Here is a 21180-nt window from a genome sequence, read left to right as displayed (position 1 = left end):
CCTCCCGTATAACCGTGCGGTTATTTGTTTGATAGCCTTATCTTACCTGTTTTCGCTGGAAAAAATAGTACCATCTTATCTTAGTACCTGCTGCTAAAAAAGCGAGCAAAATGACCCCAAGCAGCATATATCAGCTGCTCCATTATTGAAAAGAATATAAAAAAAAGGCTTAGTTTGCATAAACTACGCCTTTGTCCTCAAATGCAACAGTCCGTTGACCGCTGTTTATATCGTATAGCTGACCTTCTTTTGCAGCGGTATTTCCTCTTTGCCCAGCACCTTGTTTAGAATAAGGTTTTCAAAATAAATAAATCCGCTGTCCCGGTTGCGAGGACGGTCAAGCGTAATCCGCTTATCGAGCGAGATAACGCCCTCCTCAATCAAAATAACCCGGTCTGCCAGCGCAACAGCTTCGCTCACATCATGCGTAACGAGAACGACCGTGAAGCCCTGCTCCAGCCACAGCCGCTCAATCAGCTGCTGCATTTCAATGCGCGTCAGCGCATCGAGCGCGCCAAGCGGCTCATCCAGCAGCAGCAGGCGCGGCTTGCTTGCAAGCCCCCGGGCCAGCGCCACCCGCTGCTTCTGCCCGCCGGACAGCACATGCGGCCATTCCCCTGCGCGGTCCGCAAGCCCGACCTGCGCCAGCGCCTCCGCTGCCTTCGCCCTATCCTTGCCCGGCGTGCCGATCCGCACATTATCCAGCACGCTCTTCCAGGGCAGCAGGCGCGCCTCCTGAAACAGCACGCGAATATCTGTCCCGCCGCTTTGCTGTTCGCCGCTGCCGAGCAGCAGCGTGCCTTCTGTCGGCAAATCCAGCCCGGCGATCAGCCGCAGCAGCGTGCTTTTGCCACAGCCGCTGCGGCCGACGATGGCGACAAATTCGCCACGGTCTATTTTCAGATCAACGCCTCTTAGCACTTCCTTGCCTGCAAACTCCTTGCGTACCCGGCTCAGCTGGAGCTGCGCCCCTTTGCGGCTATCGGTCATGTCATCCCCTCCTATGCTTTCGCACGGCTGTAATTCGGATTCCACTGGAGCAGCCGCCTCTCGAGTATTTTCGCAATGCTGTCGGACAGCTTGCCAAGCAGCGCATAAATGATAATGCTCAGCACCGTCACATCGAGCTGCATAAATTCACGGGCATTCATCGCCATGTAGCCGATGCCGGAATTTGCCGCTACCGTCTCCGCAACGATGAGCGTCAGCCACATAATGCCAAGCGAATACCGGACGCCGACCAGCACAGAAGGCAGCGCTCCTGGCAAAATCACTTCTTTATACAAATCGAAGCCCCGCAGCCCATACACCTTCGCCATCTCAATCAGCCCGCGGTCAATCGAGCGGATGCCGTGAAAGGTGTTGAGGTAGATCGGGAAAAAAACGCCCAGCGCCACCAGCAGCAGCTTCACCTCTTCGCCAATGCCGAACCAAATAATAACGAGCGGAATGAGTGCCAAATGCGGCACATTGCGCAGCATTTGAATAGACGAGTCCATGACGATTTCCGCTCTGGAAGAAAAACCGTTAATAAGTCCTAGCAGGAAGCCGATGCCCCCGCCAATAAGGAAGCCGAGGATGGCACGACGGGCGCTGATCGCAATATTTTCAGCCAGCTGGCCGCTCTTGATGGAAGTGATCAGCTCCTCAATCACTTGCAGCGGCTGCGGCAAAACGTTAGCGGCAATGATGCCCGTAACCGTCAGCACATGCCAAGCGATGAGCAGCAGAATCGGCAGCAGCCACGGCGTGAAGGAGGATGTCCAGAAGCTGTAAGATGGTTTCCGCAAAATATAGCTCTCTCCTTTCAGGCTAAAATTATTTCAGTGCGCCGGCAAAAGCGTCGCTCCAAATCGACTTCACATCAACCGGATTTTTAAGCAAATCGACCTTTTGCAGCGTGTCGGCAATGTCCTGCTGGGAAGCAATCGCTTCATCCGATGGCGGCAAAATCTTCGTCGGCTGCTGGGCTTCGCCATCCTTCAGCGTTTGAAGCGCCTGCTCCACAGGCTGCTTCGTATTTTCAGCTACGATGCCTGCCCACTTCTCTTGGTTCGCACGAATCCACTCATTGTACTGGTTAAGCCGGTTCAGGAAGTCCGCAATCGCTGCACGCTTGCCCGGATCTTCAATCGCTGCCGGAGTCGCTTCAATCGGGAAGTTGCCGGATAAAATGTTCTGGGCAGACGCCAGCGTCGTAGCGCCATTTTGGCGACCCGAAATGACCGCATTGCCATAGCTCGCCAATGCATCGACGCTGCCGCCGATTAATGCGCTAAGGCCATCAGAGGTCGACAATGCTACAGGCTCAATGTCCGTCCAGCTAAGCCCTGCTTCTTCAAGCATTTTCAGCAGAAAATAATGCGCGGTTGTGCTGCTGACGTAAGCAACCTTCTTGCCCTTCAAATCGGCTACGGATTTCACCGTCGAGCCTTTGGGAATCAGCAGCTCCTGCTGGAGCGTGCTTCCTTTTTGAATCGCAATAATTTTGAAATTGCCGCCGTTTGCCGCCTGTGCTGCGAACAGTGGCGGGATTTCGCTCGTCAAAGCGACATCCAAATGTCCGCCTGCCATTGCCTCCAGCTGCAAATTGCCGCCTTGGAACACGCTGAATTCAATTTTGTAAGGCGTGTTATCAAGTCCGGCTTCCTTGAAGCCGATCTTTAGATTTTCCCAGCCCGTTTGGCCGATGTTCAGCGTGACTTTGCTCAAATCTGGCCCAGCTTCCGCTGCTGGGCTGCTGCTTTCAGATGAAGCAGCCGGGCTCGCTGCTGCACCTGTATTCGACGTTCCCCCTGTATTGCCGCAAGCTGCGAGCAGACTCGCCACGATGATTGCGATGCTTAAGCCTAGCCATTGTCTCTTTCTGTTTTTCACGGTTGTTTCCGCCTCTCTAGATCTCGTGTGGAATGTTTCCCCTTATCGTTTATCGCGTACCTTTATTGTTAAGAAATGGCTGCTTTGCTTCTAATCCGCTGCCCGAGCTGATCCGCTGCGATAATCGCCTCCGCGATTGCCGCTGGATGAACGGCGAATGGCAGCTCAGCAGCTTTCGCTCCAGCGAGCGGCACTTTATGGGCAATGTCATACGCGATTTGATCCGCTTTTTCTTCAAATCCCAGCTGCGCCAGCGTAACAGGCAGACCAAGCGCAGCAAGCTTCGCTGCAAGCCGCTCCGTCTCTTCGGCCGTTTGCCCTTGCAGCAGCGTGTGGGCAACGAGCCCAAACGCAACCTTCTCGCCATGCAGCGAGCCATGCGTTTGCGCAAACTGCGTCAGGCTGTCGTGAATGGCATGGGCCAAAGCGCCGCGTGCGCCTCCTGCCGATACGGTGTTCACCTGCCCGGCCAGCCAGACAATGGCGTGACTAACCTCATGGAATGCGGGCGACGCTATGCCGTCGCCTGCATTCGCATACGCCTGCTGCGCATAGCGGTCGAGCACCTCGACCGCCAGCTCCGACGTTTTGACGCCAAGCCGTACATCAAGGTCGGCCGGAACCTTTTTCACATTGACGACCGTCTCGTTCCATTTCACATACGTATCGCCTATGCCCGATGCGAGGTAGCGTTTAGGTGCAGCAGCAAGCACCGATGTGTCGGCTAGCACCAGCTGCGGCGACCGCTTAAGCGGCAAATAGCCTGCCGAGCGGCCCTCCTCGTCGTACAATACGGTCAGCGCTGACCATGCCGCGCAGGTTGCCGCAATCGTCGGCACCGTCACGCTCGGCACATGAATCCGTTCCGCAACCGCCTTCGCCAAATCCAGCACTCGTCCGCCGCCGATTCCTACCAGCACGTTGATATCCTGGCTCGACGCCAGCTCCGAGTAAGCTGCAATCTGCTCCGTCGTCACCTGCCCGGAAAAGCGGTGCACCTGATAGGTGACATCGACGGTATTCAGGCTGGCTAGCAGCGGAGCCGCGGCCTCTAGCGCTTTTTCCCCACCGATAATAAAAAGCTTGTTGCCGATTTCTGCAATTTTTGCCCCGCCGTCCGTCCATGCATTTGGCTCGTTTACGTATTGATTTGGTGCTTTCACCTGTACCATTTGTTCGCAAACCCCCTTGTTTAAAATATAGGAAAGGATAGGATTGTTCCATCCCTTCTCTATATTTCTCGGATTGAAACGCGCCGCGCCGCCAAAGGAATGCGACAGCCGTTTCACCTTGTAATCAGCTATACAATATTGTTATACTCATTATTCACAGTTGTTTACTTGTATTTAGGCAAGTATAGGTTACCCCCAGCTAATCGTCAATCGGCATCAGCCCAGAAATAATCTATTAGACGATCATAAAAATCTATAATGCAGCGACCTCATTTTTTCCCAAAAATAAAGAAAAAGAACGGACATCGCTGCTGCTTTAGCGGCGGTCCGTTCTACATCTTTTCCCTTCGCACTCTATACGGCTCTATATGGCTCTATACGTCCTGACCAGAGTGCCCCGCGAGGCCACAACAGCAAACGTTAATTCACCAACCAGTTACTTCACCATCTGCTGCCTTAGCTCCGGGTACTCGCGTTCGAATGTTTTCACCATCACATATAGCTGGATTCCCCGAGCGGCCTGCATCGCTTCCTCCGCCAGTTCGATTGCCCTTGGCCGATTGCCCTGTTTATACTCCATGTAAGACAGCAGTGATTGCTTCATCCAATCCTTGGAAATGCGATTTATATAGTCATGAGCCTCCGTAAACTCTCTTCTCTCGATGTAATAATAAGCCTGATAATAATACCTATACTCGATTGGCTGAATAAATTCGATTTCGTGTAGGACGCTCTGAATATCCTTATTGTAGTGAGCCTGAAGCGTCATGAACAACGCCTGTTTATTCTTTTGCTTGTACTGCTTGAGCAGCTTCGCTATGTTCTCTTCAAACTCGTCATCCAGACGATTGGCTACCGCATAATTGATATAGTAGCTAGGTATTTTGCGGTTCGCGAGCAGAAACCTCTCGATCTTCATCAGGTTTCTTGTCCCTAAAATGGTATAAAATAAGGGGCCCAGCGTTAAGGCCACATACGTCAAAAATATAATGATGATCGATACCGGAGTACTAACCTCAAGCATTCTCAATAAAAAAATAAGAATGATAGCGACCAAAATATAAATCAATGTTTTTTTCAAAAATCTCATTGCTTGCTCTCCTTTATGTTCTTTTCAGCCCTTCTTTCATTCTACCATCCGACTCGATCTGAATACAAAAAAAGGATAATCTACAGGCTGCTTGCACAGCCCGAGCATTATCCATATTTCCGTGCTATACAGCCTTCGCTTGCTCCGTGTCCTCGCTGCTCAGCACGAAATGACTGAGATCGTCCTGGAGCTGCTGGGCCATATCGCGCAGCGCTTCGGCTGATGCTTGAATTTCCTCCATCGACGCAAGCTGCTCCTCCGTAGCTGCGGCCATCGTCTCGGCCTCATCCGACGTTTTATTCGAGATGTTCGCTACCTCGCCAACCGATGCCGTTACCTCTTCCATGCCTGCGGAGATTTCCTCGGCAGCTGCCGACACTTCCTGAATTTGATCGCTCATCGAGCGGACTTCAAACAAAATATCGCCAATTGTCGTATTGGCCTGCTCAATGGAGGCCAGACCCGAAGCTGTCTCCGATTTCATCTCGCTCATCGCCTTCACATTCTCGCTTACGAGCGCCCGAATATCTCTGATCAGCTCAGATATCGTCTGCACCGACTCGCTCGTCTGCTCAGCCAGCTTGCCTACTTCGGAGGCTACGACGCTAAAACCCCGTCCGTGCTCGCCAGCCCTTGCCGCTTCAATGTTCGCATTCAGCGACAATAGCTGTGTTTGCTTGGCAATCGCCATAACGGCTTGCACGATTTGGCCAATTTGCACCGAATGCTCATCCAGCTTTGTAACAACCTCGCCTGAACGGACAGCCGATGCTTGAATGCTGTTCATTTGGCGCACCGTTTGTCCAAGCTGTTCTTCGCCTACTTGAGCGTTGCCCGTCACCTTGACCGCAGCATCCGCCACTTCTGAAGCCGCTTCGGCAATCCGTGTTATGCCAACCGCCATTTCATTCATCGCTTTCGACGTTTCATCCGCCGATACGCGCTGTACGTCCGTTCCTTCGGATACGCCCTGAATGGACTCGGCAATTTGCTTCATCGCAAGCGTCGATTCATGTGAAATGGCTGTGAGCTCCTCCGACGAAGCCGCTGCCTGCTCAGACACAATCTGGTTTCTCCGCAGCAGCACATTCAAGGAGCGAATCATGTCATTAAAGGAATGGCCGACCTGAAGCAGCTCATCCCGCGTTTCCAAATGCAATTCTTTGGAAAAGTCGCCTTTCGCCATCGCATCCGCACGATTTCGGAGCGCTGCCACCGTTACCATTACATTCCGGTAGAAAGCCATGTAGAAAATAGCAACGAGCAGCAGGGACAGAGCCGTCAAGCCGAGCAGCATATTTCTAGTGGCTGTCAGCTCATCAATACGCTGCTGGAGCACCTGCTCAAGCTCTGTATTCACCTGTACATAAAAGTCGTTTAATACACCAATCGTCGCCGTTCCAGACTTGAAAAACTCCGATCCATTCATGTTCAAGTTGGAGCCGTTAAGGACACCTGTATTAAGAAGCGCTACAAAGCTTTTGAGCGATGTTGCGGTCGTCGCGCCACTTTTCTCTAGGGATGGCACCAATGCCTCATTCCAGCCTAAAGCGCTGCTCAGCGACTTATTCATATTCGTCAAAGAATAATTGATCATTTCCGCTTCCAAACGAAGCTTAATTTCTTCGTTATCCGTCATTTTTTTACTCGTAAGCACCCCATTGCCTTTGCCGCGAATAATCGCCGCATGCTCCATTAACGCAGGAATCTGCTGTACGAACATAGAACCCAAATAATAAGAATCCATCTGCGTATCAAGCGAAAGTCCCGATTCATCTGCAAGTTTAATCATAATATTGGTTAAATCTGAGACGAGCGTAGAGTGGCTTTCAAAACTGTCGGAAGCCGACATCGCAGCGCTGCTTGCATTTAATTTTGTCCACTGCTGCTTCCATGCTTCCCACAGCTCCTGCACCCCCGCCATGCCAGACGCTTGCAGCTCCGGGTCTATCGTTTGGATCAAGCCAGCAATTTCCTGCGATTTAGCATCTACCTCTGCCTTCGCATCCGTATTGCCATTCAGCAAGCCCGAGGATAGTCCACGGTGCTGCTGCACCTGAAGCATAAGCGGCATCATTTCTCTAATATAAGTGACGCCGTCATGTTCTTTTTTAATATACTCAATGTTTCCTTGCTGCTCGTTAACCCATAGAACAAGCAGCAAGACCAGCGGGATCATAAACAGAGCACTGACGACCACAAACTTCTGTGCATACTTCAATTTGGACATGAGAGCTGTAAAAGGACTTAACAATTTGAAAAACATGAGACCCACCCGCCTATTTATTTAATTGCTATTCATGAATAGAAATATCGGCTATAGACGGTGATTTGTTTAGTAAAATTTGAGGAAAAGTCGCGCGACGATGGGATTCCGCCCTCATTTCGACAAATGTCGATGGAAGGCCTCCATCAAACAAGGAATCAATGGGATAAAGCGTTAACCTATGACATCTGATTTTCATGCCTTGCCTTGCTATCGTATTCATAGACGCTTACTTCCTACAAGAAAGGAAATTGGGAAACTTTGTCGAATACTAGGTTCAGATATGTAACAGCACGAGCAATAAATGAGAAGGAGTGTCTACATCCTTGCAAAACCAAAATAATCGTTTTAATAACCGGCCTCCAAGCCGTAATATGCAGGCACAAACGAATCGTTCTTTGAATCGTCCTACCAGCAATATGCGCAGCAGTTCTAATTATGGAAGCAGCTCTGCTGCCAGAAGCCAGCCCCCTTCAGTTGTTGTCGAGCAGCATGCCGATACTACTGCTGCACCTGCCCTTTTATGCGTAAAATGCATGTCCACTCATGTCATGATGACAACAAGAGGCTACAGTGTGACCAAGCTGTTTGTGACGCTTGCTCTAATGCTCATTGTGCCCGTGCTGCTATTTATAGTCGGTCTTGCTTTTCCTGTTGTTATGCTATATTTGTTCCCTTTCAGCGGTGGCGGATTTTCCGAATCATCAGGGGGATTATTAGGGGCTATTTATGTAATTGTTGGCCTGCTATGTTTGGCCTCCTTTTTCCTTGCTGCACCTGTCGCAGCACTGACTGGCCTGCATGGCAGAAACAAGATTATGAATGGCTGCATGGGCTGTGGACATAAATGGTACCCCGGCGAATAGTCGATCGTTTTTGGAGGCCTGCTGAGAAAGAGACTTCATAAAGGAGTAAACATATGCCATCTATTAACGTCTATCATTACGATGCCTTTAGCCCTATTCCGGGGAAAGGATACCCGGCGGGTGTCGTTTTAACAGGCAATGATCTGACGGAAAAAGAAATGCTAGCCATCGCCGGGCAAGTTGGCTTTAATGAGACTGCTTTCCCGCTGCCATCGAATGTAGCGGATATTCGAATCCGTTATTTTACACCCGGCCACGAAATTAATCTTTGCGGCCATGCCACGATGGCAACGATCTATGCGCTGCAAACAAAGGGGCTGTTAGGCGATAAAACGGAGCTTCTGATTGAGACAAAAGCAGGCGTGCTCCCTGTTCGGCTGCATACGAATGAGCAGGGGCAGCTTCAAATCACAATGACGCAGGCGGCTCCGCAGTTCCGGGCTTTTAACGGTTCCTATGCACAATTGGCATATGCCTTGGGCATTGAGGAAGCCGACATTGAGATAGAGCTTCCCACTGTTTACGGAAGCACGGGGACATGGACACTGTTAATTCCTATCAAAAGTCTCGAAGCATTCCGCCGTATGAAGCCAAATAATAAGCGGTTCCCCGAAATTTTGCAGGAGATGCCGCGTGCTTCTCTGCACCCTTTTTGCCTGGAAACCTATGATCCACACGCTCATATGCACGCCCGTCATTTTTCATCGCCGTATTCCGGCACGATTGAAGATCCCGTTACAGGTACAGCATCTGGCGTAATGGGAGCTTATTATGCAGCGCATTTGGCTGAGAAACCGCTACAATCGCTTGAGCTATGCATTGAACAAGGCCATGAAATAGGCCGGGATGGACGTGTCCTGGTAACAGTCACTAAACAGCAGGATGAACCACTCATCGAAGTGACGGGCACTGCCGTTTATGTGGACGCTTTTGGAGTAAGCCTGCTGTAAATTTGGCATATGCGCGGCGGTTGATTATAATAGTGGGCGAGAGCTGCGAATGAGAGAGGAAGAGATACGTTGAGTCATACCGCACAGGATGTAGCCGATTGGATGCTTGGAGAGCTGAAGTTTGCTGGCATTCTTCATCAGGAGAAGGCCGTTGCCCATATTACAGCCCATTTTGGAGAGCAGTTCATTTATGTGAACGAGCAGGGAAATACGTCGATCGACAAGGAAGTTAAAAAAGCATTTAAAAAAGGCCATGGTGGCAAAGCAGCCTGGGACCGTGAAGGTTTTTTCTGGGGCTGGACTTAGCCCATAAGTGTGAAGCTTATGTATTCTTATCGTTCAAAAAAAGCTATGCAACCTTCGGTTAGAACCTAACCGGAAGCCGCATAGCTTTTTCTACTATAGTGGAGCTTGCAATGCCCGCTTGCTGCGCTGGTACGCCCAGTGATTGGTCGGACCATGCCCGCCGCCAATTTGAATGCCGTCCTCGATGGCCGCTTGAATAAACGCTTTCGCTTGGCGCATCGCAGCTTCCATATCAAGCCCCTCTGCAAGCCCTGCCGCAAGCGCCGCCGAAAAAGTACAGCCTGTGCCATGCGTACGGGCCGTCGCCACTCGTCTGCCTGCCAGCTCGGTAAAGCCGCTGCCGTCATACAGCAGATCGATCGCTTCCTCGCCCGTATCGTGGCCGCCCTTAATAATGACGTAGCCTGCTCCATATCCAGCGAGCCGTTTCGCCGCTTCCCGCTTATCGTCCGCCGTTACGATCGCAATGCCCGTCAGCTTCTCCGCTTCCGGTATGTTCGGCGTAATGACCGTCGTTACGGGCAGCAGCTTGTCCGTCATCGCCCGGATGGCTTCCTCTTGCAGCAGCGAGGCTCCGCCTTTGGCGATCATGACCGGGTCTACGACGACATTTTTCCAGCCAAGCTCGGCAATCGTTGCCGCAACAGCCGTAATAATCTCGCTATTGAACAGCATGCCCGTCTTCAGCGCATCGACGCCAATATCCGAGCCGACCGAATGCATTTGCTGCACGACAGCCTCCACGCTAAGCGGAAATACGCCCTGTACGCCAAGCGTATTTTGCGCCGTAATCGCGGTAACCGCGGACATGCCGAATACGCCTAGCTCTTGAAACGTTTTCAGGTCCGCTTGAATGCCTGCGCCGCCGCCGCTGTCCGAGCCCGCTATCGTCAATGCCGTTGGGACACTGCGTGGCGCCTGTCCATTCCCATGTACGCTCATGATGTGTTTTTGCCCCTTTCTTCATCAAATGCCGAACCAAGGTGAAACGGCTGACGCCGCCCTTCGGCGGCGCGGCGCGTTTCACTTCCATCCCCAGTTCGCTGTGCCTTGCTCTGTCTAACTGAACCGCTCAGGAGCAAACGCCTGCATGAAGTCCGGCATCTTCTTGCCTTCTACGCTATCAGCCGCAAGCTGCGCTGTAACGGGGCTGAGCAAAATCCCATTGCGGTAATGCCCTACCGCCATCACGACACGGCCAGATTGCGCCAGCGCGCCGAGCAGCGGGAAGCCATCCTGTGTGGAAGGGCGAAGTCCCGCCCATTTGTGGAACGGCGTCCACGTTTCGAGAAACGGGAAAGCTTGCTTGTTCCATTTTCGCAGGCGCTCAATGCCCTTCTCCGTTACGCTCGTCTCGAACCCGGCTACATCCTCGGAGGCGCCGCATACGAGCGTATTATTTTCCTTCGCCACGAGATAGCCCTGATTGCAAAACACCATATGGTGAACGGGCTTCTCCACCGTCTCATAAGCACAAATTTGTCCGCGAATCGGATAGACCGGAATGCGAAGGCCAAATGCGGCTTCCAGCTGCTGCGCCCAAGCTCCCGAGCATACAACGAGCCGATCCCCTTCAAAAGAACGTCCGTCTGCTGCCTCCAGCACAACCGAGCTCTGCCAATCCTTGATCGCAACCTGCTCCAAATGCTCATGAATATGAACATCCATCAAGCGGCAGGCATGCTCCAGCGCTTTGACATAATGCGGCGCGTACAGATGGCTTTCCTCCGGCGTATACAGCGCCGCCCGCACCTTGCCTGACAGCTTCGGCTCCAACCGAAACACGTCGCCACCTTCCAGCAGGCTGCCCGACGAACCATACTCCCGCTGCCAGCGCAGCCTGCCTTCAAGCGCCAAAATATCCGCATCATGGTAAGCAATATACATGCTCCCGGATTCGGTATATTCGAAAGGCAGGTCGGAAACCTGCTTCACGCGATCTATAAACGAAGGATAGAGCCTCAAGCTCTGCGCGCATAAGCGAAAAAAGTCATCCGGCCCCTCAACATTTTCCGAAAAAGGAGCCAGCATCCCCGCAGCCGCTCCCGACGCCTGCCCGCCACAGCTGCCAATTTCCAGCACCGTCACCTGATGACCGCGGCTCCGCAGCTCGAACGCACAGGATAAGCCAATAATGCCGCCGCCCATGATTACAATCCGTTCTCCCATGTCCTAACCAGCTTTCCTTGTTGAATGATGCTGTTATTTCAGCTTAAACTCCTCATAACCGCTGCTTGCCGAAGCGTAGCGCTTCTTCGAAATGCGGCCTGACAAATAAGCCAGACGGCCAGCTTCAATGCCGAGCCTCATCGCCCGCGCCATGCCTGCTGGATCTTTCGCCTTCGCAACCGGTGTATTCATCAGCACACCCGCCACGCCAAGCTCCATCGCCTGGGTCACATCGCTGACCGAGCCAAGCCCCGCATCGACAATAATTGGAACCTTCGCTTCCTCTACAATAAGGCCCAAATTATAAGGGTTCAAAATGCCAAGGCCCGTCCCAATCGGAGCCGCTCCCGGCATAACAGCCGCAGCGCCCGCTTCCTCCAGCCGCTTGCAAATGACCGGGTCATCCGATGTATACGGAAGGACGGTGAAGCCCTCTTTTACGAGAATTTCCGTCGCCTTCAGCGTTTCAATCGGATCAGGCAGCAGCGTGCGCTCATTGGCGCTAATCTCGACCTTGATCCAGTCGCTGAGTCCCGAAGCCCGCGCAAGACGCGCGATCCGCACCGCTTCCTCCGCCGTGCTTGCTCCTGAAGTATTCGGCAAATATTGATACGATTGGCCTTGCAAATGCTGAAGAATGGAATCGTCCTCGGTCGCCTCCAAATTAATGCGGCGAATAGCGAACGTCAGCACCTCGGCGCCTGACGCCTCAATCGCCTCCCTCTGTACATAAGGACTTGGAAAAAGCCCGGTGCCGATAAAAAATCGGGACGTTAGTTCACGGTTGCCAATATGCCATACATCCGGCTTCATTCGCTTCAGCCTCCTCCTACAAAATGTACAAGCTCGATCTTCATGCCTTCGCGAACTTCGGTTGCTGCCCATTGCTCCTGTGTCAGCACCGCTCCATCCGCTTCAACGACAACCGGCTTGCCCGTCAGTTCAAAATGGGCAATGACCTCTTCAATCGTCTTCGCTGCCAGCTCCTGCTTCACACCGTTAATGACTAGTTCCATTACGACTCTCCCCATTTATCCAGCTTGTCCAGAAAAGAACGGCAGGTGCCGGAAATATCGCTGCTGCCAACAATTTCGCTAACCGCACAAATGCGCGTAGCTCCCGCTGCAATAACCTCATCCACATTGCGCAGCTTGATGCCGCCGATGGCGACAAATGGTATTTTTACCTTATCCGCTACCTCGCGCACATAATCAACCGTTACCGGATCAACAACGTCAACCTTTGTCTTCGTCGGAAACACAGGGCCCACACCGATGTAATCGGCGCCTTGCTCCTCGGCAAGCAGCGCCTCTTCAATAGCATGCGTCGAAATGCCGATGATTTTATCGCCCACGAGCTTGCGTGCTTCCACGAGCGGCACATCGCCCTGGCCCAAATGAATGCCGTCCGCATCCACTTCCAGTGCAATATCAATGTAGTCATTGACGATAAAGGTTACGCCATGCTTGCGGGTCAGCTCGCGGAGCGCCCGTGCTTTTTCCAAAATCGCCGGCTTGTCGCCCGACTTGTCGCGCAGCTGAATAATATCAACGCCGCCGTAAATCGCTTCCTCCATTACCTCAATTAAATCGCGGCCCGGATGAAATTCCTCGCCTGTAATCGCATATAAACGAAAATCCTTCATATTCACACATTCCCTTCGCTGTTGGAGACTGCGACGAAATAAAGTACCGCTAATTTATTGACAAAAGCGGGTACTAATTTCCTCGCAGCTCCTTAGTTTCCGATATAACGGGCATATAAGGTTTTGGCACGGACCATATCTTCCGTTCCCTGCACAAGCACACGCCCATCGGGGAACAGCACGAGCCGCTCGCCTTCCGGCAGCTCGGCTTTCAGCAAATAAGCGTTATGCGTAAGCTCCACAGCAATCGGTTCCAGCCTTTGCCGCCACTGCTCCAAATGAAGCGGGGCGCCGCCGGAAATTTGCACGGTGCTGCGTCCACATAGCGAGACTGCCGCATCCTGCTCTGCCACCTGCAAAGCTGGATACTGCTTCAGCTGGCAGCAAGGGCACTGCTTGGCAGGCTCGCCCAGCTTCATCTCGAATGCGTGATTTTGCCATAAATCGAAGGTCATTAGGCTGTTTCTTCTTTTATCCGCAGCTCCGACCAAATATTTAAGCGCCTCTACCGCTTGGTAGGAAGCGACAATATCCACTACTGGCGAAATAACGCCAATCATATCGCAGGTTTGTCCGCCCGCATCCGCCGATTGAATAAAGCAGCGCAGACACGGCGTAGCGCCCGGTACGAGAATCGCGCTCATGCCCCGCGAGCTGACCGCCCCGCCATAGGTAAACGGAATGCCGCTGCGGAAGCAAGCATCATTAAGCAGAAAACGCGTCTGAAAATTATCCGTCCCATCAAGCACAAGGTCGATATCCATCAGCAGCGCGTCGATATTTTGAACGGTGACGTCAGCAACAATCGCTTCGATTTTGACATCGGAATTGATTTTGCGCAGCTTCTTCTCGGCGGCAACCGCCTTCGGATAGCCATGCTCGACATCCTCTTCGTCGTAAAGCATTTGGCGCTGGAGATTGCTGCGTTCCACATAATCACGATCAACGAAACGGACGAGCCCGACCCCCGCTCTGACCATATGATTGGCCAGAACGGTGCCGAGCGCTCCCATTCCTATAATAAGCACAGCGCTTTCGCTTAGCTTGCGCTGCCCTGTTTCACCAATTGGCGTAAACAACATCTGTCTTGAATAGCGTTCGTCCATACGCCGTATTCCCTCCACCATTATAGGTTGCGGAATGCATCCTCCGCCTTGATCTCTTTCGTAAGCTGGCCATGCTCCTGCAACCATGAAATGACATTGCTCCACGACTCCGCCGTCTGGCTGCCGAAAGCTTCGGAGCCCGCGTCCATGAGCGGCAGCAATACCTGCAGGCTCTGCTTCTCAATCTCGGCATCGAGCGGGTAATCCGCGCTTTGCTTGTCGAGCAGCACCTGAAGCGCCTCATCCGGATGGCTTGCCGTATATTCCTGCCCTTTAGCCGCAGCGTCGATAAACTTCTTGAACACTTCGCTTTTGCTGGCAACGCCATCCTCGCTCGCTGTCATGACAAGCTCGTAATAGTCCGGCACGCCATAATCGGCAGGATTCAACGCAATCAGCTTCTCGCCTTCCTTCTCCAGCAGCAGCTTCTCGTGGTTCACATAACCGCCGATAATGGCGTCAACCTTCTTCGTCGTCATGGCCGGAATCAGGTCCCAGCCCACATCGATATAGTTCAGTGCTGACGGATCGCCGCCGTCGGTTTTCACCATCGTGTTCACGTACGCTTCATCCAGCGGAATCGACGGGTAGCCGATTTTTTTGCCAACCAAATCCTTAGGCGTCTTCACGCCGGACGATTCCAGCACGAACAGCTGGTTCAGCGGGTGGCGCACAAGCGAGGCAACCGATACAATCGGAATTTCCTCTGCGCGGGCAACGGCTACCTGCATTTGATAACTGATCGCCAGATCCGCCTTGCCTGTTGCGACCAGCTTAAGCGCATCATTCGTATCGGCTGGCACCTGGAGCTTCACATTAAGGCCGGCTTCCTTGAAATAACCTTGCTCCTCCGCCGCATACAAGAACGTGTGCACCGCATTCGGATACCAGTCGAGCAGCACCGTCAGCTCCTGCACACCTTCCTCGCCATTTGCCGTGTTTTTATTATCCGAGGAGCAGCCCGCCATAATGGCTAGCGTCAAAGCCAGGCATGCTGCGACCCATGAGCTGCGTTTCCATTTGGAAGCTTTATTTTTCGTAAAAATACGATTCCCTTCATTCTCCTTACGCATAGACAACTTACCTCTTTCTTGTTCTATTATAGTATATAAAAGGCCATAAAGCTTGAGCGGCACTCCGCCTTGGGGCCCCCTTACTGACCTACCTTCGATTCTTTCCGATAGGATAGACAGATTCGCTCAAGCGCCAATACGGCTAAAAATAGCATAATGCCCATTGCTGACAGCAGCAGCACGCCGGAAAAAACACTTTCACCGCGCAGCATATTCGCCGCCCGCTTCGTGTACATGCCCAGCCCCGCTTCGCCGCCCAGCCATTCGCCAAGCGTGGCGCCGCCGACGCTGATCGCCGCTGCCATTTTCAGCCCTGTAAAAAACTCCGGCAGCGCCGAAGGGATTTTCCACTTGAGAAACAACTCGCGCTTGCCTGCTCCCATCGTCCGCAGCAGCTCCCCGATATCCGGGTCCGCCGAGCGGAAGCCGTCCGCCGTATTCATCGCAATGGGGAAAAAGGTGAACAGCATAACGACGGCGATTTTGCTGCCGATTTCATAGCCAAACCACATAACCATAATCGGCGACAGCGCAATAATCGGGATGGTCTGCGAGGCGACAACGAGCGGATACACCGTTTTGCGTGCCAGCGATGAGCTGTCGATCCAGATCGCCGACAACGTTCCCAGCACGATTGAAATCGCCAGCCCAAGCAGCGCCTCGCCTAGCGTGATGGCGAAATGCCGCGCCAGCAGCCCGCTGTTCTCCGCTATGGAGACGAGCACATCAGACAGCCGTGGGATAATATAATGGGGAATTTGGAATATTCGCGTTCCGACTTCCCACAAAACGGCAAGCAGGAGGATGAACAGCACAACTGGCATATGCTTCTTGAAAAAGCGCTTCATCGGCTTCCCCCCTCTAAGCTGGCCGCTGTGTGCGCATGCCCGAAATGCCCAAGCAGCTTGCGTTTTAACGCCACAAATGGCTCGCTCAGCATCGTCTCGTAGGTGCGTGGACGCGGCAGTGCCACCGGATATTCCACCAGCTCGGCAACCGGCGCCTTCGCCGCCACCAGCACCCGGTCCGACAGAAGCAGCGCTTCATCTATGTCGTGGGTTATAAAAACAATCGTTTTGCGGTGCTGCTCCCATATTTGCAGCAGCCATTCCTGCATGCTGACTCTCGTCATCGCATCAAGGGCGCTGAACGGCTCATCGAGCAAAAAGAGCTCGCCGCCGCCCAGCAGCGAACGAAGAAACGATACCCGCTGGCGCATGCCGCCCGACAGCTCATGCGGATACTTCGCCTCGGTTCCGGCGAGGCCGAAATCCGGCAGCAGCTCCCGCACCCGCTGGCGCGCTTCCTTCTTCGGCGTTCCTGCCAGCTCCATGCCGAGCGCGGCATTATCCAGCACCGTCCGCCACGGCATAAGGCAATCCTTCTGCGGCATATAGCCGATCTTCGCCGCCTGCTGCTGGCGATTCACGCCGCCAATCGTAATCGTGCCGGCTTGCGGCTCCAGCAGTCCGGCCAGCAGCCGAAACAGCGTCGTCTTGCCCATTCCGCTCGCCGCAAGCACGCTGACGAACTCGCCCTGCTTAATATGCAGGTCAAGCCCTTCAATCAGCGGCGGCCCGCCGGGAAAAGCATACGTCAGTCCGCTGACGCTAAGGCCCGCTGGCTCGTTGCTTTCGCTATGTGCAGAAGCGGTCGTTTTCGCTGCTTCTGCTGCTTCTGCATCTGCTGCTTCTAATGCTTCTGTCTCGCTTGCCCCCGCCGCCTTTTTAAGCCCCTGCTCTCCCGGCTGACCTTTCAATATGCTCACACTGGCCACTCCTCCCCGCGATATGCCATATCCCAAAATAAATATTCCATCTTCGATGTTATGACAAAATGCTCCTCCAGCTTCGTAAGCTCCCGCTCTGGAAGCCCTGCTGCCAATTGGTCCATTAGGCCAATGCACCAGTTCGTCAGCTCGCCGAACTCCTCCGAGCTGTACATGAGAATCCACTCCTTATAAAGCGGATGCTCCAATGCGCCCGGATATTCGGCGAAGGTTACGCCAATTTCGCGGTAGCTCCACATGCACGGCAGCAGCGCCGCTACAACCTCTGCGAGCGAGCCATTCGCCGCCACGTCAAGCATATATTTTGTATACGCGATATTGCTTGGCGCAGGCTGCGTGCCCTCAAGCTGCTCGCGCGTCACGCCAAAACGGTCGGCATACTGGCGGTGCAGCTCCATTTCCACATGCAGCGTGGAATGATACAGCCCGGCGAATTTGACCATTGTTGCCATATCGCCAGCTTTTATACTGCCGTAGGCGAACAGCTTTGCATAGTCGATTAAATAGACGTAATCCTGCTTGAGATAATAGATGAAGCGCTGCGGATCCAGCGTTCCTTCCCGCATTTCCACGAGAAACGGATGCTCGTGGCTTTTCTGCCATACTTCGCGGCTTGCCTGATATAATCTATCGCTAAATTTGCTCATCATGTCCTCCGGGCGCCGGATGAATAAGGATGCTGCGCTGCGTAAAAGCTTGGCCTCCGATCGCTGCGCTTCTCCAGCTCAAACCTTTCACGCAGCGAAGTCCTTTTTCATCCGGCTTTTTATTTAACAGAGAGTGATTCGCTCTCTCTTATATGCTCATCTCGTTTATTCAAATACATTGACTACAATAAAAACTGCTACTTTAACCTTACTCTCATTAATTCGACTTATGTTCGAGGACTGACGTTCCGCTATATCCGCGATTTGGTCGATTTAGCCGATTTTGACGTCTCCGCGGACAGGAGATCCGCTATTTCAGCGATTTGGCCACTTTATTCTTGTTCGCGGACAGGAAATCCGCTATTCCATGAAAAACGGGGACTATATAGGCTTTTTGCAGCCAATAACTGCATCTGAGTCCGCGAGCAAGGCAAAATCGTTGTTTTTCACAAATTAACGGCTTCTCTGTCCGCTCGACAACTACAACCTACATAATGAACACTACACACTAAATGCTGCATACTACTCACTACTCACTACTCACTACTCACTACTCTCTACTCTCTACTCTCTACTCTCTACTCTCTACTCTCTACTCACTGCACGCTACTCATTACTCACTACTCTCTACTCACTACACGCTACTCACTACACGCTGCTCTCCGCTTCCGCTTTCGGGCGGTTGCACCAGTCGACGATGAAGCCGAGTATTACTTTTGTATAATAAATGAGCTCGTTGATGTCGATACTCTCGTCTACCGCATGGGCATGCTCCAGCTGCCCTGGACCATAAATGACCGTCGGAATGCCTTCCCTGCCGATCCAGCCCGCATCGGTTACGCTTGGACTCATGCCAACCGCAGGCAGCACTCCAAGCACTTGCTGATGGCTTTGCTCCAGCACCTTCAGCCCCGACCACTGACGGTTCAGCTCCTGCGAAGGGAAAATTTCGCCGCGCTCCTCGATCATCGAGCGCCCTCCCCAGCGGAAGGTTGGCGGATTGTGGCGCATCCACGGATCGCCCTGCGCCACGCCAAGCAAATGCTCTTCAATCTCGGACGCTATCGTTTCATAATCTTCATTCGGGTAAAAATGAACCGTAATCCAAAGCGAACAGCGGTCCGCGATAAAAGCGGCATGGCGCCCGCCTTCAATGACCGCAGGATTAATCGTATTGGAGCCGGGAGGAAAACCTTCATAAGATTTGCTCACGGCCCAGTGGCGCTCCAAATCTTGAAGCCCGGCAATCAGCTTTGCCATTTTCTCAATCGTGCTGGCTCCTTGAACGCCGCCTCCGGCATGGATCATGCGCGAACGCATGCCATCATGGAACGTCTCCGGGCTTTGCAAGGTGACCCAGCCGGTTATAACGCCGCCCTGTCCTTGAATCGCCAGCCCGCTCGTATCGGCGACGATGGCGAAATCCGCTTCGCAGCCGCGCTCCATACAAGCGCGAGTACCTGCCTCACCCGCTTCCTCGCCAATAACGGCTTGGAACAGCAAATCCCCCTTCAGCTCCACACCCGCTTCGGTCAGCAGCTTGCTTGCAAACAGCAATGCCGCAAGCCCGCCTTTCATATCGGCGGTTCCACGCCCATAGGCGCGTCCATCCTTCAGCACCAGCTTGAACGGATCATGCTTCCAGCCGCCGCTGTCGCCCACCTCGGCAACATCCATATGCCCATTGAGCAGCAGGCTGCGATAATGCTCGCTATCGGTGCCCCGTTTTACCGCTGTCACGTTCGGATCGCCCGGGTAAACCTCCCACAGCTCAGTTGCAAAACCGCTCGCTTGCAGCTGCTTCTCCAAAAACTGCTGGGCTTCCAGCGTATTGCGTGCCGGAGGGCTGACGGTTGGATACGCCACCAGCTCGGCTAACAGTGCGAACAGCTCATCCTGGCGCTCATCCACCTGCTGCTGCAATGCTTCAATCCACGCTTCTGTCATCTACTTTCTCCCCTTTCCTGAAGGAAAGCAATGCTCGCAGCTCGTCCAAAACACCGCCCTAGACAAAACCGCGTTTTTCTGCGGAGAAATACAAAAAAACCATTCGAGAATACACGAATGGCTAGGTTTCGTTATGTTCTCTACGCCAGCATTACCTGGATCAGATTAACGGTCAGGAAAACAAGTTCCCTATCTCAGCCAGACTTTATCCAGCACCCGCATTTCGTATGAAATTAGTTTAACTATAACGGAATACTTGAGAATAGGCAACGGTTCTATTGTGATTGCAGGTGATTCCTTTTTTGGCGGGCTGTAGCCTAAGCAACTGTAAGCTATAATAAAAATAGAGTTTTATTTTTTAAAAATTATATAACAAATGGAACGACAAATTTAGATGGGAGTATTCTACCATTGAGAAGCGAACAGGAAATGATGAAGCTGCTTATCGATTTTGCTGCCAATGATTCGAGAATTGTACTTGCAACGCTCGAAGGCTCACGCACCAACAAAAACATCGTCCCTGATCTATTTCAGGATTTTGATGTTTCCTATTTTGTGACCGATATGGAGGCTTTCAAGGAAAATGAGGATTGGCTGAACAGCTTCGGAAAACGGATTATGATGCAGAAGCCTGAGGATATGGAGCTATTCCCGCCCGAATTAGGCAATTGGTTTTCCTATCTCATTATTTTTGAAGATGGGCATAAGCTCGACCTGACGCTAATTCCAATCGACGAGATAGAAGATTATTTTACGAATAGCGACGGTTTAGTCGAGGTGCTGCTTGATAAACAGTCGCTTGTGCAAAATGAAGTGCTCCCAACTGACCGTCAATATTGGACGAAGCCGCCAACCGCAAAAGAATTTGACGATTGCTGCAATGAATTTTGGATGGTTTCTACTTACGTTGTAAAAGGCCTGGCGAGGGAAGAAATTCTATTCGCGATTGATCATTTAAGCGAAATTGCCCGTCCTAATTTACTGCGAATGATGGCTTGGCAAATTGGCAAAGAGCAAGGCTATTCCTTTAGCGTGGGGAAAAACTTTACATTTATTAACCGTTACCTTTCAGAAGAGGATTGGGAAGCGCTGCTTTCTACTTATGCTGAAAATAGCTACCCCAACATGTGGCAGTCTCTATTCACCTGCTATGAGCTGTTTAGAAAATACTCTAAAACCGTGGCAGCAAGCTTTGGGTATGCATATCCCGACTACGATGAAGCCATCACCAAATATACAGAACGCATCTATAAAAAAGAGGGCCTTCTCTAAAGCAG

The 21180-nt window shown here is 52.4% G+C and carries 21 protein-coding genes; 4 read left to right on the top strand and 17 right to left on the bottom strand.

Annotation, left to right across the window (positions count from 1 at the left end; translation table 11 throughout):
- Positions 1–225: 225 nt before the first annotated feature.
- The 6 genes from AC6B99_RS02485 to AC6B99_RS02460 all read right to left on the bottom strand — a co-directional run bounded on the left by AC6B99_RS02485 (position 226) and on the right by AC6B99_RS02460 (position 7405).
- Positions 226–990: an ATP-binding cassette domain-containing protein gene (locus tag AC6B99_RS02485; protein WP_056035889.1), complete on the bottom strand. Its 765-nt coding sequence runs from the start codon at positions 988–990 to the stop codon at positions 226–228.
- Positions 991–1001: 11 nt separating this feature from the next.
- The gene (locus AC6B99_RS02480; RefSeq protein ID WP_056035890.1) at positions 1002–1790 is read right to left on the bottom strand and encodes an ABC transporter permease subunit; all 789 of its coding nucleotides are present in this window, start codon (positions 1788–1790) and stop codon (positions 1002–1004) included.
- A 28-nt stretch (positions 1791–1818) separates the two neighbouring features.
- Positions 1819–2877 (bottom strand): ABC transporter substrate-binding protein, encoded by a 1059-nt coding sequence (locus AC6B99_RS02475; RefSeq protein ID WP_496662669.1) that lies wholly within the window; start codon positions 2875–2877, stop codon positions 1819–1821.
- A gap of 68 nt (positions 2878–2945) precedes the next feature.
- Positions 2946–4049 (bottom strand): iron-containing alcohol dehydrogenase, encoded by a 1104-nt coding sequence (locus AC6B99_RS02470; protein WP_494859190.1) that lies wholly within the window; start codon positions 4047–4049, stop codon positions 2946–2948.
- Positions 4050–4485: 436 nt separating this feature from the next.
- Positions 4486–5139, bottom strand: a complete 654-nt coding sequence (locus tag AC6B99_RS02465; protein ID WP_496662668.1) for a hypothetical protein — start codon at positions 5137–5139, stop codon at positions 4486–4488.
- Between the two features lie 124 nt (positions 5140–5263).
- Entirely contained in the window at positions 5264–7405 is a 2142-nt protein-coding gene (locus tag AC6B99_RS02460) for a methyl-accepting chemotaxis protein (protein ID WP_056035899.1), read from the bottom strand.
- Positions 7406–7731: 326 nt separating this feature from the next.
- On the opposite strand from AC6B99_RS02460, the gene AC6B99_RS02455 reads away from it, so the two are divergent.
- The 3 genes from AC6B99_RS02455 (at position 7732) to AC6B99_RS02445 (ending at position 9527) form a co-directional block, all read left to right on the top strand.
- Positions 7732–8271 (top strand): hypothetical protein, encoded by a 540-nt coding sequence (locus AC6B99_RS02455; protein ID WP_494859184.1) that lies wholly within the window; start codon positions 7732–7734, stop codon positions 8269–8271.
- Positions 8272–8324: 53 nt separating this feature from the next.
- Positions 8325–9221 carry a PhzF family phenazine biosynthesis protein gene (locus AC6B99_RS02450; protein ID WP_496662667.1) on the top strand — a complete coding sequence of 299 codons (897 nt, stop codon included), beginning with the start codon at positions 8325–8327 and terminating at the stop codon, positions 9219–9221.
- 69 nt (positions 9222–9290) lie between these two features.
- Positions 9291–9527, top strand: coding sequence for a DUF6953 family protein (locus tag AC6B99_RS02445; RefSeq protein WP_172455375.1), 237 nt, complete (start codon positions 9291–9293; stop codon positions 9525–9527).
- Between the two features lie 93 nt (positions 9528–9620).
- Here the strand turns inward: AC6B99_RS02445 and thiD are convergent, their stop codons facing one another.
- The 11 genes from thiD to AC6B99_RS02390 all read right to left on the bottom strand — a co-directional run bounded on the left by thiD (position 9621) and on the right by AC6B99_RS02390 (position 19903).
- Positions 9621–10469, bottom strand: coding sequence for a bifunctional hydroxymethylpyrimidine kinase/phosphomethylpyrimidine kinase (gene thiD, locus AC6B99_RS02440; protein WP_056035905.1), 849 nt, complete (start codon positions 10467–10469; stop codon positions 9621–9623).
- Between the two features lie 117 nt (positions 10470–10586).
- Complete coding sequence (thiO, locus tag AC6B99_RS02435) at positions 10587–11696, bottom strand: glycine oxidase ThiO (protein ID WP_496662666.1); 1110 nt, start codon at positions 11694–11696, stop codon at positions 10587–10589.
- A gap of 33 nt (positions 11697–11729) precedes the next feature.
- A complete protein-coding gene (locus tag AC6B99_RS02430; protein WP_056035911.1) occupies positions 11730–12509 on the bottom strand; it encodes a thiazole synthase in 780 nt (259 codons plus the stop codon).
- 5 nt (positions 12510–12514) lie between these two features.
- Positions 12515–12712: a sulfur carrier protein ThiS gene (gene thiS, locus AC6B99_RS02425; protein ID WP_494859173.1), complete on the bottom strand. Its 198-nt coding sequence runs from the start codon at positions 12710–12712 to the stop codon at positions 12515–12517.
- Entirely contained in the window at positions 12712–13341 is a 630-nt protein-coding gene (thiE, locus tag AC6B99_RS02420) for a thiamine phosphate synthase (protein WP_494859172.1), read from the bottom strand. Before thiE ends, thiS begins: the two co-directional genes overlap by 1 nt.
- A 92-nt stretch (positions 13342–13433) precedes the next feature.
- Entirely contained in the window at positions 13434–14447 is a 1014-nt protein-coding gene (locus tag AC6B99_RS02415; RefSeq protein WP_496662665.1) for a ThiF family adenylyltransferase, read from the bottom strand.
- Positions 14448–14467: 20 nt separating this feature from the next.
- Positions 14468–15520 (bottom strand): ABC transporter substrate-binding protein, encoded by a 1053-nt coding sequence (locus AC6B99_RS02410; protein ID WP_081418821.1) that lies wholly within the window; start codon positions 15518–15520, stop codon positions 14468–14470.
- 80 nt (positions 15521–15600) lie between these two features.
- Positions 15601–16368, bottom strand: coding sequence for an ABC transporter permease (locus AC6B99_RS02405; RefSeq protein ID WP_496662664.1), 768 nt, complete (start codon positions 16366–16368; stop codon positions 15601–15603).
- Positions 16365–17288, bottom strand: coding sequence for an ABC transporter ATP-binding protein (locus tag AC6B99_RS02400; protein WP_496662663.1), 924 nt, complete (start codon positions 17286–17288; stop codon positions 16365–16367). Before AC6B99_RS02400 ends, AC6B99_RS02405 begins: the two co-directional genes overlap by 4 nt.
- A complete protein-coding gene (gene tenA / locus AC6B99_RS02395) occupies positions 17285–17956 on the bottom strand; it encodes a thiaminase II (protein ID WP_496662695.1) in 672 nt (223 codons plus the stop codon). Before tenA ends, AC6B99_RS02400 begins: the two co-directional genes overlap by 4 nt.
- A 648-nt stretch (positions 17957–18604) precedes the next feature.
- Positions 18605–19903, bottom strand: coding sequence for an acetylornithine deacetylase (locus AC6B99_RS02390; RefSeq protein ID WP_496662662.1), 1299 nt, complete (start codon positions 19901–19903; stop codon positions 18605–18607).
- 411 nt (positions 19904–20314) lie between these two features.
- Here AC6B99_RS02390 and ant(6) point away from each other — a divergent pair, with 411 nt between their 5' ends.
- Entirely contained in the window at positions 20315–21175 is an 861-nt protein-coding gene (gene ant(6), locus AC6B99_RS02385) for an aminoglycoside 6-adenylyltransferase (protein WP_496662661.1), read from the top strand.
- The last annotated feature ends 5 nt before the right edge of the window (positions 21176–21180 follow it).

Source organism: Paenibacillus liaoningensis (assembly GCF_059609455.1).
The sequence above is the reverse complement of the archived record's forward strand: the minus strand, read 5'-3'. Positions and strand labels throughout refer to the sequence as shown.

Bases quoted from the DNA above. Each gene is read 5' to 3' on its own strand.
- AC6B99_RS02485 (WP_056035889.1), bottom strand. From the start codon at position 990: ATGACCGATAGCCGCAAAGGGGCGCAGCTCCAGCTGAGCCGGGTACGC.
- AC6B99_RS02470 (WP_494859190.1), bottom strand. From the start codon at position 4,049: ATGGTACAGGTGAAAGCACCAAATCAATACGTAAACGAGCCAAATGCA.
- AC6B99_RS02465 (WP_496662668.1), bottom strand. From the start codon at position 5,139: ATGAGATTTTTGAAAAAAACATTGATTTATATTTTGGTCGCTATCATT.
- AC6B99_RS02460 (WP_056035899.1), bottom strand. From the start codon at position 7,405: ATGTTTTTCAAATTGTTAAGTCCTTTTACAGCTCTCATGTCCAAATTG.
- AC6B99_RS02450 (WP_496662667.1), top strand. From the start codon at position 8,325: ATGCCATCTATTAACGTCTATCATTACGATGCCTTTAGCCCTATTCCG.
- thiD (WP_056035905.1), bottom strand. From the start codon at position 10,469: ATGAGCGTACATGGGAATGGACAGGCGCCACGCAGTGTCCCAACGGCA.
- thiO (WP_496662666.1), bottom strand. From the start codon at position 11,696: ATGGGAGAACGGATTGTAATCATGGGCGGCGGCATTATTGGCTTATCC.
- AC6B99_RS02430 (WP_056035911.1), bottom strand. From the start codon at position 12,509: ATGAAGCCGGATGTATGGCATATTGGCAACCGTGAACTAACGTCCCGA.
- thiS (WP_494859173.1), bottom strand. From the start codon at position 12,712: ATGGAACTAGTCATTAACGGTGTGAAGCAGGAGCTGGCAGCGAAGACG.
- thiE (WP_494859172.1), bottom strand. From the start codon at position 13,341: ATGAAGGATTTTCGTTTATATGCGATTACAGGCGAGGAATTTCATCCG.
- AC6B99_RS02415 (WP_496662665.1), bottom strand. From the start codon at position 14,447: ATGGACGAACGCTATTCAAGACAGATGTTGTTTACGCCAATTGGTGAA.
- AC6B99_RS02410 (WP_081418821.1), bottom strand. From the start codon at position 15,520: ATGCGTAAGGAGAATGAAGGGAATCGTATTTTTACGAAAAATAAAGCT.
- AC6B99_RS02405 (WP_496662664.1), bottom strand. From the start codon at position 16,368: ATGAAGCGCTTTTTCAAGAAGCATATGCCAGTTGTGCTGTTCATCCTC.
- tenA (WP_496662695.1), bottom strand. From the start codon at position 17,956: ATGAGCAAATTTAGCGATAGATTATATCAGGCAAGCCGCGAAGTATGG.
- AC6B99_RS02390 (WP_496662662.1), bottom strand. From the start codon at position 19,903: ATGACAGAAGCGTGGATTGAAGCATTGCAGCAGCAGGTGGATGAGCGC.